This window comes from Alloalcanivorax xenomutans (assembly GCF_032810065.1).
GTDB lineage: Bacteria > Pseudomonadota > Gammaproteobacteria > Pseudomonadales > Alcanivoracaceae > Alloalcanivorax > Alloalcanivorax xenomutans.
This window is the reverse complement of sequence record NZ_CP136538.1, coordinates 2,483,178-2,496,903: the sequence shown is the minus strand read 5'-3', so window position 1 is coordinate 2,496,903 and position 13,726 is coordinate 2,483,178. Positions and strand designations below refer to the sequence as shown.

Sequence of the window (13,726 nt, the reverse complement as noted above, 5' to 3'; positions counted from 1 at the left end):
CCTTAAAACTGCATGCTGATGGAGGCGGCGAAGACGTTGACGTCACCGTCGGTCTTGACGCGGTCGTTGTTGCCGGTCTGGTCGGAGATCAAACGGAAGTCCCGTTCGCCGATGGCGTGGTACTGGTAGGCCAGATCGAAGCGCACCGGATGCTTGAAGCCATAGACCCGCTGGGCGGTGGCGTGGAAGCCCAGGCCGAAGATGGTGCGGCGGGCGTCCAGATAGTTGATCTCTTTATTGACGCCGGTCTCCAGTGGCGACTCCTGATAGGCGATGCCGCCGGAGAAGCCAATGCCGGGCTCGAATTCGTATTCCACGCCGATGCGGGGAATAAAGGTGTCCCGGAACTGCAGATCGCCCACGTCCTTGATGTCGTCGTGGCCGGCGGTGAGTTTGTCTTCCAGCTTGGACCATTCCTGGAACTCCAGAGCGACGCCGGTGCGCCACTTGCCGCGCTTGACCTGGGTGCCGAACACATAGGTGTTGGGCTGATAGGAATCGATGGTGCTCAGGTTGATGAACAGGCCGGGCTCGGGGATGGTGCCGGGAATGATGGTGTTGGCGTCGACGCTGACCCGGGCGTAGGAGTAGCCCCGGAAGGCGAAGGCGGTTTCCACGCCGTTGTACCAGCAGTCGGCGTCGGGGCAGAAGGTCTCCTTCCAGTCGAGGCTCATGCTGAGGATGGGCCGCAGTACCGGCTTGGCGGTGACGTCGAGGGCCTCGTACTGGGTGTTGCCGGAGAGGTCGGTGTGGGCGACCAGCTTGGCGTCGGAGTGGAGGGTGACGCGGGTGGCGAAACCGATGGCGAGACCGCGCCAGATGTTGGTGCCGATGCCCAGGGAGAGGAACAGGGGCTCGCGGCCATGGCTGAAGTACTGGCCATAGGGGGCGGTCTGGGAAGTGAAGGCCATCAGTTCCTGGGAGTATTTTTCGGAGCCGAGCAGCAGGCCGAGGACCAGGGGCTGGCCGAGTTCGGCGATGTCGGAGAGGTCGGTGCGCAGGCCGAGGAGGATTTGCTGTGCGGGATCGTCCTGGACCTTGTATTTGCCGTGGTTCTGGCTGTCGGCCTTGAGGTTGGGATCGGCGTGCATGAGTCCGGCGGTCATTTCGCCACGGGTGTCGCGGGCGAGGAAAGCCGGATTGTAGTAGGTGGTGGAGACCTGGGTGTTGAACATGGAGAGGGCCTGGACGGTGGCGACATCGCTGGGCATGACGCCGTAGGTGGTGCCCAGGTTACCCATGTTCGCGCAAGCGATCGCCGGGGCAAGCAACAGCGCCGCGGCACCGAGGCCACGGTTCAATACGGGGCTTAGTGTCATTGCTGACAATCCTCCTGATTATCTTCTTATCGTAGTGATGTTTTATTGTTCGAGAGGCCGGCGCTTGCCCATCCCCGGGCGGCTTCTCCGGTTCAATGGAGAGTACCCCATAAGAATGGGGGCACGTAACAAGTTGGCACTAAAGTTTCAAACAGGGACTCGAAGGTGAAAAATAAGTCTTTATAAATCAAAGAGTTGACCTTTATCTTCTGCGCCATTTAAAAGCGAAGAGCTCGATTTGCAGTGATTTTTACAGAAGAAATAGAAGGTGCTTGGGACGTTTGCAAAAGCAATTTTTGATTGAGAAAAAGACAGTGCTACCAATCTGCACCGGAGGTGCAAAAAAAGGGGACAGGAAAGTTGGCCATCAATATTCTTATTGGGCCGTTTTTCTTTTAAGGAAATGCAATGAGGTATTTGTAAGGAAGAGGTTTATAACCAAAAAGTAAACAGATGTGCACGAATTGTGGGGCGATTGTGGGGGCTATTGATTCTGGAGATATGGATTCGCGCTGTATTCGCCGCCAGGGCAGCTCCCGCAGCGGCTTCGTAGCACGATCCATGGGAAGCTGGTTTGCCTGCGAGTGGATCAAGCACCTACAGGGACTTCATAGCGTAAGCAGGAGAAGGGGAAAAAAGAGATGGCCGTTCTTGGGGGGGGGGGATTAGAACGGCCATGCTTTCAATACCTGAAAGAAGGGGTCTCACTGATTGGCACCCGTTGGGGGCGGGTGTGACCGAATCCTTGGTCGCCAGCGAGGACCCCACTCTCTCATAAGTGATGGTAACTGTGTGTAAAATGCCTATAAATCAGTCTGTTAGTGTTATGCGTGTCACATTTTGGCGGCTTTCCATGGCCAGCCATCCTTTGCCTATCGCCCGGTTGAGGGCGCGGATCAGGGCCTGGAGGGAGGCGGTGAGCACATTCTGGTCCCGGGCGACGCCGAACAGCTGCCGGGTGCCCACCCGGATTTCCACGTAGGCGTACGCTTCCGAGTCGGCGCCGTCCCCGGCGGAGTGCTGGTGGTAGTCGGCGATGTCGCAGGCCAGCCCCAACCGGGCGCAGGCATCCACCAATGCTGATAATGGTCCATTGCCGCTGCCTTGCAGGGTGAATTCGCCTTCCGGCGTTTGCAGGGTGCCACGCAAACGGGCCTGGCCGTCGGCGGTGGTCACCACCGGATCCCGCAGCGCCAGAGGGGCTGCTTCGAACAGGTACTCCTTGCGGAAGCACTCGAGAATCATGTCGCCGGTGATTTCGCGGCCGGTTTGATCGGCGATGAGTTGCACCGCGGTACTGAACTCCATTTGCAGACGGCGGGGCAGAGTGATGCCGTGCTGTTCCATCAGATAAGCCACGCCGCCTTTGCCGGATTGGCTGTTGACGCGGATCACCGCTTCATAGCTGCGTCCCAGGTCCGCCGGGTCCACCGGCAGATAGGGCACTTCCCAAAATCCTTGCGGATTGTTGGCGCGGGCGGCGAAGCCTTTTTTGATGGCGTCCTGGTGAGAGCCGGAGAAGGCGGTGAAAACCAGATCACCGGAATAGGGGTGACGCGGATGCACCGGCAACTGGTTGCAATATTCCACTTCCCGCTGGGTGTGGTGGATGTCGGAGAAATCCAGGCCCGGGCTGACGCCGGCGGCGTACAGGTTCATGGCCAGGTTGAGCAGGTCCAGATTGCCGGTGCGTTCGCCGTTGCCGAACAAGGTGCCCTCGACCCGCTCGGCGCCGGCCAGCAATGCCAGTTCCGCACTGGAAACGCCGGTGCCACGGTCGTTGTGCGGGTGCACGCTGATGATGACGCTGTCCCGCCGGGAGAGGTGACGGCAGAACCACTCGATCTGATCGGCGAACACGTTGGCGGTGGCGACCTCCACGGTGGTGGGCAGGTTGAGGATCATTTTGTGCCGTGGCGTGGGTGCCATTACGTCCATCACCGCCTCGCAGATTTCCAGAGCGAAATCCTGCTCGGTGAAGCAGAAGGTCTCCGGGGAGTACTGGAAGGTCCAGTCGGTGTCCGGACAGCGCGCCATCTGTTCCCGGATCCGCCGGGTGGCGTGGGTGGCGATGTCGATGCAGCCCTGGCGGTCCACATTGAACACCACTTCACGAAACACTGGCGCGGTGGCGTTATAGACGTGGACGATGGCGCGAGGCACGCCTTGCAGCGCCTCGAAAGTGCGCTCGATGAGATCCTCCCGGGCCTGGGTCATCACCTGGATGGTGACGTCGCCGGGGATGGCGTTGGTCTCGATCAGCTCGCGCACGTAGTCGTAATCGATCTGCGAGGCCGCCGGGAAGCCCACCTCGATTTCCTTGAAACCGGTGCGTACCAGCAGATCGAAGAAGCGCCGCTTGCGCTCCAGACTCATGGGATCGATCAACGCCTGGTTGCCGTCGCGCATGTCCACGCTGCACCAGACCGGCGGGTGCCGCTGAACGCGGTCGGGCCACTGGCGGTCCGGCAGCTGGACGGTCTGGAAGGGGCGGTATTTGCTGGACGGGTCCTTCAACATCATTTCGGTTCTCCTGCTGTTCGGGGGGCATCACCCGCTGGTGACTCCGCGTTGTCCTGATCCGCCAGGTAGTGGCGGATGGCTTGTTCGGCCTGGCTCAGATGTCGGCGTAGCAGTGCCAGGGCACGGCTCTCATCGCCACTCCGCGCGGCATCGAGCAGGGCTTCGTGGTCGTCGCGGGCCTGGTGGCCGGTGCCCATGGCGGAGAGATGGAAGCGCAAGAAGCGCTCTTCCTGCTCCAATTCCTGCTCGATCAGATACAGCAGACGGGCGTTGCCGGCCCGCCGGTAGAGCGCCATATGGAACTCCCGGTTGAGGCGGGCGAGGGTGGCGCTGTCCCTGGCTTTTCGCAGGGCGGCCAGACGAGCGGAGGCGTCGGCCAGGTCGGTGTCGCTCAGATGCGGTAGCGACAGACGCAGAGCTTCTGGTTCCAACAGCAGGCGCACGCCGTAGGTATCCATGGCGTCCTGGTTGATCAGCGCGGTTACCACGGCACCTTTGTATGGCTGGATGTGCAGCAGCCCCTGGGACTCCAGCCGGCGCAGCGCTTCACGCACCGGCATGCGGCTGACGCCGAACAGGGCGGCGATCTCTTCCTGGCGCAGCGGGGTTTCCGGCGGGATGCGGCCGTCCATGATCGCTTCGCGCAGCGCGCTTTCGATCACGTCCCGTGCCAGATGGGCCGGGGTCTCGGTGGGCGTGAAGACACCGGAGAGCGTGGGAATGGGTTTGCGGGGCACGATGCACCTCTAAATTGGATCCTGGATCCAATTTAGAGTATGACGGTAAGGCGGTGCTGTAAATAGATGGGGAGTGTTTTGCGTTAGCTGGCAAGCGGAGCGCCGCCCCGGCTGGCTCCTACGGATCATGCTACGAAGCCGCTTTGGGAGCTTGCCTTGCAAGCGAATATCCCAACGCTGGAGGGCCGCCCCACCGCTTAGTCAGCGGCAGTTGCCGGCCTTGCGGTAGCCGGCGGCGCGGGCGGCGGCTTCGCTGTCGAAGTTCACCCGGTTGCTGGGTTTCATGGCGTTATAGCTGGGGCAGCCCTGGGGCAGATGGTAGACCTTGCTGTTGCGGTTGCCATGAATGGGGCCCGCGGGCCGGGCGCTTGCGGCTTTGACCGTAGGCTGCTTGGCACCGGCGACGGTGGAGACCAGGCCCTCGCGGCTGTTGCGGTGGTTCAGCGTCCAGCTTCGTTCGCTGGTAACGAACGGATTGGAGTGCCCCATGATGGCGGCGATGCGCCGGTCCCGCTGGCGCTCCCAGGCGGATACTGGATGGCCGCGGTCCCAGGCCATCAAGAGCCGTTGTTGCTGTTTGCTCAGGCGCAGGTCATAACGGTCGGCCATGTAGAAATAGACGCGGGCGATCTGGCCGCGCAGTGCCGGTGGTGGTTGCGCGGTGCGGTGTTTGAAATCGACCTTGAAATCACAGGCGCCATATTGAGCGGCCACGTTCCGAACCGGTCCGAAGTTGTAGTTGCTGCGATCGCCGTTGACCTCGCCCACCACCGGGGTGAGGTTGTGCATGTCCGCTTCCATGACGCGGAATACGGGATCTTCCGATGCGCAGTTACGGCGCCCGCCGTGTTGCCAGCACTGGCGTTGGCGGCCGAAGTTGGAGGCGGGAACGATATGCTCCCATTCAATGCGCGCGGCCCGGTTGGCCTGGGCGCGGACCTGGTAACCGCATTCCCGCAGATGTACCCGGCCACCGGTGCGGCCGGTCCAGTCCCAGGTGCATTGGCAGTAGGCGTCGCCGACCTGATTGCGATCATTGTAAACGTGATCGCGCAGTTCTTTTTTTGCTTCGGCGAAGTGTTGTGGCGCGGCCTGCGCCGATAAGGTGAAAAGACAAACAAAGAGAGCAAGGAGTCCGCGTTTCAATAATACCATTAACAAAAAAGCCTTGTTTTACAGTGTGGGAACGGCGTGAAGTGAGCGGCGCGCAGTATAGCGATTTGATCGACTGGGGAAAGGGGAACATGACAATGTAAGAGCGCGATCAGAAGGAGCCAAGAAGCCGCTGTGGGAGCTAGCCTTGCTGGCGGCCAGGCCTTCCAGCGTTGGGCTATTCGCTTGCAGGCAAGCTCCCACAGCGGCTTCGTAGCATATCCGTGGGAGCTAGCCTTGCTGGCGAACCAGGCCTTCCAGCGTTGGGCTATTCGCTTGCAGGGCAAGCTCCTACGGCGGCTTGCTTAGATCGGCAAGCGGGTCTGCGATACTTGTGCGCCCGGTATGGTTCGTGTTCACAAGGGGGTGCTATAGTCCGGCCTGCACTGATCACGGAGGTTCTATGAAAGGAATATCCAGATGCCGTGGCGCTCTGCTGGTGGCTGTCGCCACGGTGGCACTGACCGCCTGCTCCGAGCCCACCATTGATGGCGGCTCTGAACAGACGTTGCAAACGTCCATCGCCCGGGTCCGTGATGGCTTGCCGCCGGAGCAGGCCGACCGCTTCGAGCAAGCGCTGCAAGTGATCGTCTCCGATAAAACGAATTTCGCTGCCTCCGTGGAAGGCGATCCCGATGATGTGCAAGAGATTTTGCGGCTCGCCCTGAATGGCAAGACCGCCAAGGCGGTGATCGCCCAGGCGGATCGCATTCAGCAGGCCCGGGAACAGGCCCGCAGGGACAAGGCGGAGGAAGAAATCAAAGCCCTGGAGGCGGAGAAAGCCAAAGCGGATCGGGAGCGGGCGGCCTTGTCCCGATTTCAGGTGGCCTCGGCCAATTTCTTCATGAAGGACCGCAAGATGTTCGGCAAGGAACCGGTCATTGAGCTGTCGGTGGTGAACGGTACCGATAAGCCGGTGTCCCGGGCGCACTTCCAGGGGCGTTTCATCAGCCCGGATCGCAGCGTGCCCTGGTTCGAGGACGATTTCAGCTACGAGATTCCCGGTGGTCTGGAGCCGGGAGAAAAAGCCACCTGGAGCCTGTCACCGAGCCGTTTTGGCCCCTGGGGTGACCCGGATGTCCCCGAAGACGCGCAGTTCAGCGTTGCCGTGGTGGGGCTGGACGGCGCGGAGGGCGAACCGCTGTTCGATGATCATGCGTTCAGCGATACCGCGGGCCAGCGTCTGGCGGAGCTGAAGGAACAGTACCGGGCGGAGTAGCCCGCTTCAGTCCTCCGGTACGTAGATCATGCGCCCGTCATCTAGGCGGTAGGTGACACCGGCCCGTGATCCCTGGCCCTGGCCGACTTCGCCGTTGGATTCGTAGCGCGTCAGTTCCTGCCCGTCCTTGATGGTGATGCGCATGTCGGCCTCGCCCGGGTTTTCCACTACCACCACCTTGTCCCGCGAGAACGGATTCAGCGGGTTCTGTGCGATGGTCACCATCAATATGCCGATGATCACCAGAAACAGGTCGATCAGGTTGATTACCGACAGCATCGGATCATCGGCGTCTTCGTCATCAATAAAACGCATCAGAGTTCACCTTCCCGTTGCCGCTGTTTTTCCAGTTCGCGCAGGTCCTGCAGCAGCCAGCGGCGGCGCACGGTGAGCATGAAGAAACACAGACTGGCTGCGATCAAAGCCAGGATCACGGCGGAAAACGCGGCCACCATGTTTTTGCCGACGGCGCCGGCGTCGTTATTCCCCAGTGCCAACAGCGCCGGGCCCATGGGGATCATGGTGGCGATCAGGCCGAGCATGGGCGCGGTGCGGGACACGATGCGCAGCCATTCCAAGCGCCTCATGATCCACAGTTCCAGATCGTCACTGGCCGGCTGTCGTTTCGCCTCGTCCGGGCCGATACCTTGCCGGGCGAAGGCAAACAGCGCGCTTGGATGATTGGCCCGCCGGCGCTGCCAGGCTTCCACGGCGAAGGCACCAAGCATGACCAGCGCGTAGGCCAGGGCGGCGGCGATCAGCACCATGACGGGCGCCAGGAACAGGCGGGAAACGGCGTAGAGCAGGGATTCGATTTCGGAGAAAGCGGTCATGCAGGTCTCTGTTGGTCAGGGTTCTTTGGGGCGAATTTTTCTGGGTCGATAGCGGGCGCCGGGTCAGCCCGGCGCATGGCGTTGGCTTAGCACTTGCCGCAGGCCGCCAGCGCCGATCAATAGCAACATCAGCAACAGCGCCCACCATTGGCGGTTATGGTCCTGCGCGGAGTTGGCCGCCACCGGCTCCAGAACCTGACCCTCCAGGGTTTGGGAGGGCGCATTGGCGGCTTCCCGGGGTTCCGGCATATCGGTGTCGGGCGCGGCGTCGTTGTCCGGTGCGGGGCCGGTGCTCAGCCCGAAGCCCCGCGCCATGTCGGCGATGAAGCGGCGGGTCACCTCGGCGCCGGTGTCCACTTCGAACTGTTCCGACAGGGTTTGCCAGCGTTGCGCCAATTGGCGGCGGGTTTGCTCGGAAGCGTCCCAGTAGCCCTTGCGGATGGCCTCGGCCATGCGTTCCAGGAGCTGTGCCTGAGCGGTGGGGTTATGCTGCTCGAACCATTCATTGGTACCCAGGTCGCGGGTATCAGTGACATAGGTGTCGAACAGCGACTGCCACTGGTCGTCGCGCACGGTGTCGGGATCCATGGCCTGCCAGCCGAACAGATTGTTGGTGGCGTTGAGGACTTGCAGGGTGCCGGCGTAACCTTCCTGCTGCATGGCGCTGATCCATTGCGGGTTGAGGTAACGCACGCGCAATTCGTTGGCGAGGAAGCGATCCAGGCCGGTGGTGTTGACGGCGCCGCCGCGCAAGTCGGAGATCAATAACTGCGGCGCCTTGCCGTCCAGATGACGAATGGCCGACGACAAGCCGCCAAGAAATTCAAAGGGATGGTCGGTGGACAGCACGCCGTGCAGGTTTGACGAGCGTGACATGATCGCCGCCTCGGTGCCGTGCAGTTGCTCGGCCAGCAGGTTGGCCGTCCCGGGACTGTCCCCCCAGCTTTGGCCACCGTAAGCGTGGCGGCTGCTGGCGAGGAATTGCCGTGCCAGGACGTCGTCGTCTTCCCACTCGGTGGAACGCAGGGCCAGATCGGGCACACCGGTGCCGTACTCGCCGTGGGCATTACCGAACAGCCGATGGCGCGCGGCGGCTTCCGCTTCGGCGTCCGGCAGGCCCTGTTGCAGCAAAGCGGCGGCGATGCGCCGGTTGTTGATGGCGATTGGATTGCCGGGTTCGTCCAGCTTGGCCAGTCGTGTCAGCGCGTCGTCGAGCAGCCGCATGAAGCTGTCGAATTGATCGCGATAAACGCCGGTGACCTGCACCACCACGTCGGTCCTGGGGCGCCCCAGTTCCGCGGCAGGAATGATCTCCAGCTCGGTGACCCGGCCGGCGCTGTCCCAGACCGGCCGCAGGCCCAGCGCGTGCAGAATTTGTGCTTCGGTCACGCCGAGATGACGAATTGCCTCCGAAGCCCACAGGCTGAACGCCAGCTTGCGCGGCCAGGCGCCGTCATGCTCGGCGCGGAAGGCCTGCACCAGTTGTGTATAGGCGGTGCCAGCGGCGTCGTAGGCGGCCCGGGCCGGGATCTTGTCGGCTTCGAAGGCGTACAGATTACGGCCGCTGGCCACGTCCGGGTTGCGGATCGGATCACCACCGGAGCCGGGCCGCACGAAGCGGCCCTCCAGCCCGGCCAGCAGCGCTTCATTCTCTTGGGTATTGATCAGGTGCTGATTCAGTTGCCGCGCTCGACCGGCAAAGTCCGCGAGGTCATCGGGTGTATCCCGCGAGGCTTCGGGGTCGAGGAAACGACGCACCGTTTGATAGGGGAGAGTGGTGCTCAAGTCATCCTGGTCGACGGCGAACAGTTCTTCATGGTCCGTTCCCAGGGCGGTGTAGAACGGCTCGCCGAGCTGTTGCATGACAGTGCTGATGCGATGTTCGTCCTTGGCGGGTTCGCCAAAGGTATGCAGCCCCAGCGGCATGGCGTCGCGCGCCAGCTCGTGCAGATGATCGTGCAGCTGTTGCAGGAAAGTGGCGAAGTCCTGCTCGGTCTGTTGCGCCGTCCAGCCCAGATCTTCATGCAAGTGCGCGTCGATGGTGGCTTCACGGATACGCGCGCTGACTTGCTCACGCACCATGCCGGGATCCAGTTGCTGATATTCATGAATCAGATGGTGCAGGTCACGTAGCTGGTCGTACAGCCCGGCCGGCGCGAACGGCGGTGTCTGATGGCTGATGGTGACGGCGCGGCCACGGCGCTTGGCCTGGATGGCTTCGCCGACGTTGTCCTGAATGTAGGGATAAAACACCGGCAGATCGCCCACCGCCAGCCAGGGGTAATCGCTGGCGGCGAGACCTCGGTCCTTGCCGGGCAGCCATTCCTGGGTGCCGTGGGTGCCCAGATGGATCAGCGCGTTGGCCTGGTATTGTCGTTGCAAATACAGATAGGCGGCCATATAGAGAGGATCGGGGATGCTGTCGGTGTCATGGTAATGTGCCGATGGATCTCCGGTGCGCGGTATTTGCGGCATCACCAGCAGCCGTCCGAGTCGCCAGCGTGGAATGACAAAATAGAGCTTGCCGTTCACCTCCCGCACAGCGTCATGGCGTTCGGGTTCACCGCCGCGCTTCAGTTCGGCTCGACGTGATGACGGCAACCGCGCCAGCCACTGCTGGTATTCGTCCACGGGGAACAGCGCGGCCATGTCCTCGGCCAGCAACTCGTCCAGCGATACCGTGCCGTACAGAGCGCCGAGCATGCGCTGGCCGGCGGCGATCACCTGCTGCTCGGTCACTGGTTCACCCACCGAGTATCCCGCCTCGGTCAGGGCAGTCTGAATGGACACAATACTGCGTGGAAGGTTGAGGTTCGATGCGCCCAGGTTCTTCTCGCCAGCCGGGTAATTCCAGTACATCAGCGCCAGTTTCTTGTCCGCCGCCGGTGTATGGCGCAGTGCCACCAGACTGCGCAGTTTGCCGATCAGCGCATCGGTTTGTGCCGGCAACAGATCGTCCACGCCGCCGGTGGTGGCGGAAAGCACGGTGGGATCGCTGATGCCCCAGCCTTCGGGGGTAGCCAGAAACACGGCGGTGGTACGTGGAGCCACACCGCTTTTGGCGTCGGGCCAGTCGCCGGCTTCCCCGTCGCGGAACCGCAATGTCTGGATCACCGGAATGTCCAGTGCGAGGAAATCCCGGCGGCGCGCCTTACCGTCACGCAGGTGAGTGAGGTTGACCAGGACATCCACCTTCCCGTTGCCGAGGACGTCGCTCAGCCCTTCCGAACCGGCGGTGTCGAACCAGAATACGATTGGCAGCAGACCGGCGGCTTCGCTGCGGGCGATCAGGGTATCCACTTCGCGGGTGAGCAGGTCGGAGACCACGCCCCGGTGAATCAGGAACGCCACCCGGCCTTCGGGCCGGCTCTGCCGCTGTGTGCCATGCCAGCCGAGATAGTCGTCAATGTGCTCGAAAACACGGGGCGCGCGCGGGTGGTAGAAGCCGTTGCCGGGCAAGGCTTCGGGGGCCTCGAGCAGATGCGATGGGGCGGGGGCGCCGCCTTGCGACGTTTTGGCCAGAGCAAAGAAACGACGGAAGTTGTGCTCGCCTCCGGCGGCGTACAAGGCGCTCAGGACGCTGCCGTGGCGGGGCTGTAACTGTTCCCAGTCGGGCCGGCCACCACCGATGATCAAGCGGGGGCGTTCGCCGTACTCCGGAATGACGTTCAGCTTTTGCGTCACCGTCAGGCGATCATTCGGGCGCGGTACGTCCAGGACGATCAGCGCGGCGGAGCGTGCCGCTTGCCGCAGTGTGGCCGCTGTGCTGGTCTCCACGTTCAGGTGCCGCAGCGCCATGCCTTCCTGTTTGGCGAAGGTTCGCAGCTGCTGAAATTTTTCCGCCGACACGAAATCGTTGTGAAAGACCTGTATCAATGGCTCGGCGGTCGCGGCGGCCGCTCCTGACAGGCTGATCAGCAGGCAGGTCAGGAGCAACCGGAAATAGTGCAGGGGCTGTGCGCTCATCAGAATGTGGCCGTCAGGCCGACAAAGTAGCGCCGCCCTTCGTCGGCACGGTCGTGGAGATCCGGGTCATCATTGGCCAGGCGCTCGTCGGTGAGGTTTTCGACACCGGCGTGCAGGCTGATCCCGGGGCTGAAGGCGTAGTCCACATAGCTGTACAACAAGGTGTGATCCGGCCGGTCGCGCTCGGTTTCGGAACGATACTGGGAACCGACGTACTCGGCGCGGACACGGGTGCTGATCCGGTCGGTGGTCCGCCAGATGAGCGTGGTGTTGGCGCGGTGCCGGGAACGGTCGGCCAGGCGTTCGTCGTTGGTACGGTCGCGGGCGTCCAGATAGGTGTAGTTGGCTTCCAGCCGCCAGCGTTCGAGCAGATCCACCGCGGCGGTCAACTCCAGTCCGCGCAGGCGCGCCTTGGCGATGTTGTCGTATTCCAGACAGACATAACCGGGCTCGAAGCAGGTCGGCTGGCGCACGGTTTCGATCAGGTTGCGCACGTCGTTGTGGAACAGGGTGGCGCCAGCGGACCAGCGCTCCTGAATCAGCGTGGCGCCCAGTTCAAAAGAACGATTGGTTTCCGGTTCCAGGTCCGGGTTGCCACGAATGATGCCGCGTCCGCCCATGGCGGCACGGGATTCGAATTCCGGCGACAGTTGTTTCAGGGTCGGTGCCTTGAAGCCGTGGCCGGCGCCGGCCTTGAAAGTCAACTGGTCGCTGGCATGGAACATCAGATAGGCACGCGGGCTGGTTTCCCAGCCGAAGTCCTGGTGATGATCAAAGCGGCTGCCGAGCACCAGCTCCCATTTTTCACCGAGAACAATCTCGTCCTGGGCAAAGGCGGCGTAGTGAGTCAGGTCGTCCTTGCCCTTGCGGTTGATATTGGGATCTTCCAGTTCCTCACGCCGGACTTCACTGCCGACGGTGAGTTTGTGCATACCGCCGGCGATCCAGCCCACGCGGCCGTCCAGCACGGTGTCGGTGAACCGGTTGGGGCCGGTGGTATCCGCGCCGTCACTGCGGTAAGTCTCGCGATCCAGGGTGCTTCGATAGAGCCGGACCTGACTGTTGCCCCAGCCCCAATCGCCCCGGTGGGAGAGAGAATAACGGCGGCGCTGCACTTCATTGTCGGATTGGTAGGGGCTGGCGCGAACGCCTTCCAGATCCTCGTTGCCGGCGTCCACGGAGAGGTCGATGCGTTGATAGGGATCCGGGGTCCAGGTCAAACCCACATGGCCAGTGGTGGCGCGCTGTTCGTCCAGGGCGGTGAGTTCGGGGTCGGCGGCGTCGAGCAGGGCGTCGCGACGGCGGTATTCACCCCAGACGTTTACTCCCAGGGTTCCTGGCACCAACGGACCTCCGGCGTAGAAACCGCCTTTATAGTGGTTCCCGTCCAGGCTGTGATCGCTGATCAGGGCCTGGCTGCTGAACGATCCCCGCCACTGATCGGTGGCGGAACGGGAAAGGATATTGACCACGCCACCCAGAGCTTCCGAACCGTACAGCGACGACATCGGCCCGCGAACCACTTCCACCCGTTCGATGGCGTCCACCGGCATCCAGCCCAGCTCGAAATCCGAGTGAGCAATGGCGGAAGCGGAATTGTTGATGCGTTGGCCGTCGATCAGTACCAGGGTGTGTTCGGAACTCATGCCCCGGATCGAGATGCCGCGTCTGCCGAGGCCAACGCTCTCCACGTCGATACCGACCGCATCCCGGACCGCGTCGGAAAGATCGTGCACGGGCCGTTGGCGCAGATCATCGCCGTCGATCACCGACACGCTGGCGGGGGTATCCGCTTCGTTCCGCTCCGAGGCCGTGGCGGTAACCACAATGGCTGGCAGGGTGGCGGGCTGGCGGCGCTGCTGGGTTTCCTCGCCGAGGGCCAGGGCCGGGCTGGCGGTGACAACGGACGAGAGCGACACAAGGGATACCAGTGAACGTCGAAACATCTGAGCCTCACGAAGGGCGCCAGCGGCGCCG

9 protein-coding genes are annotated in these 13,726 nt (G+C 62.5%); 1 reads left to right on the top strand and 8 read right to left on the bottom strand.

The features are described from left to right. Window positions 1-2: 2 nt before the first annotated feature. The 4 genes from RYH70_RS11545 to RYH70_RS11530 form a co-directional block, all read right to left on the bottom strand. Entirely contained in the window at window positions 3-1,319 is a 1,317-nt protein-coding gene (locus tag RYH70_RS11545; protein WP_317009149.1) for an outer membrane protein transport protein, read from the bottom strand. An 810-nt stretch (window positions 1,320-2,129) separates the two neighbouring features. Beyond that, entirely contained in the window at window positions 2,130-3,842 is a 1,713-nt protein-coding gene (gene leuA / locus RYH70_RS11540; RefSeq protein ID WP_022994308.1) for a 2-isopropylmalate synthase, read from the bottom strand. Next, window positions 3,839-4,579, bottom strand: a complete 741-nt coding sequence (locus RYH70_RS11535) for a GntR family transcriptional regulator (RefSeq protein ID WP_317009148.1) — start codon at window positions 4,577-4,579, stop codon at window positions 3,839-3,841. The genes leuA and RYH70_RS11535 overlap by 4 nt, the downstream gene beginning before the upstream one ends. A 201-nt stretch (window positions 4,580-4,780) precedes the next feature. Continuing rightward, window positions 4,781-5,734 (bottom strand): endonuclease, encoded by a 954-nt coding sequence (locus RYH70_RS11530; RefSeq protein ID WP_317009147.1) that lies wholly within the window; start codon window positions 5,732-5,734, stop codon window positions 4,781-4,783. Window positions 5,735-6,134: 400 nt separating this feature from the next. On the opposite strand from RYH70_RS11530, the gene RYH70_RS11525 reads away from it, so the two are divergent. Next, complete coding sequence (locus RYH70_RS11525) at window positions 6,135-6,950, top strand: DUF6694 family lipoprotein (RefSeq protein ID WP_317009146.1); 816 nt, start codon at window positions 6,135-6,137, stop codon at window positions 6,948-6,950. Window positions 6,951-6,956: 6 nt separating this feature from the next. Here RYH70_RS11525 and RYH70_RS11520 read toward each other — a convergent pair whose 3' ends face one another. The 4 genes from RYH70_RS11520 to RYH70_RS11505 form a co-directional block, all read right to left on the bottom strand. Continuing rightward, window positions 6,957-7,265, bottom strand: coding sequence for a DUF2149 domain-containing protein (locus tag RYH70_RS11520; RefSeq protein ID WP_022994304.1), 309 nt, complete (start codon window positions 7,263-7,265; stop codon window positions 6,957-6,959). Beyond that, window positions 7,265-7,783, bottom strand: coding sequence for a MotA/TolQ/ExbB proton channel family protein (locus RYH70_RS11515; protein ID WP_317009145.1), 519 nt, complete (start codon window positions 7,781-7,783; stop codon window positions 7,265-7,267). The genes RYH70_RS11520 and RYH70_RS11515 overlap by 1 nt, the downstream gene beginning before the upstream one ends. A 63-nt stretch (window positions 7,784-7,846) precedes the next feature. Further along, window positions 7,847-11,749, bottom strand: a complete 3,903-nt coding sequence (gene cobN, locus RYH70_RS11510) for a cobaltochelatase subunit CobN (protein ID WP_317009144.1) — start codon at window positions 11,747-11,749, stop codon at window positions 7,847-7,849. Then, window positions 11,749-13,695: a TonB-dependent receptor domain-containing protein gene (locus tag RYH70_RS11505; RefSeq protein WP_317009143.1), complete on the bottom strand. Its 1,947-nt coding sequence runs from the start codon at window positions 13,693-13,695 to the stop codon at window positions 11,749-11,751. Before RYH70_RS11505 ends, cobN begins: the two co-directional genes overlap by 1 nt. Between the last annotated feature and the right edge of the window lie 31 nt (window positions 13,696-13,726).

Coding starts and splice junctions, on each gene's coding strand:
- cobN (WP_317009144.1), bottom strand. CDS start 11,749: ATGAGCGCACAGCCCCTGCACTATTTCCGGTTGCTCCTGACCTGCCTG.
- RYH70_RS11520 (WP_022994304.1), bottom strand. CDS start 7,265: ATGCGTTTTATTGATGACGAAGACGCCGATGATCCGATGCTGTCGGTA.
- RYH70_RS11545 (WP_317009149.1), bottom strand. CDS start 1,319: ATGACACTAAGCCCCGTATTGAACCGTGGCCTCGGTGCCGCGGCGCTG.
- RYH70_RS11525 (WP_317009146.1), top strand. CDS start 6,135: ATGAAAGGAATATCCAGATGCCGTGGCGCTCTGCTGGTGGCTGTCGCC.
- leuA (WP_022994308.1), bottom strand. CDS start 3,842: ATGATGTTGAAGGACCCGTCCAGCAAATACCGCCCCTTCCAGACCGTC.
- RYH70_RS11505 (WP_317009143.1), bottom strand. CDS start 13,695: ATGTTTCGACGTTCACTGGTATCCCTTGTGTCGCTCTCGTCCGTTGTC.
- RYH70_RS11515 (WP_317009145.1), bottom strand. CDS start 7,783: ATGACCGCTTTCTCCGAAATCGAATCCCTGCTCTACGCCGTTTCCCGC.
- RYH70_RS11530 (WP_317009147.1), bottom strand. CDS start 5,734: ATGGTATTATTGAAACGCGGACTCCTTGCTCTCTTTGTTTGTCTTTTC.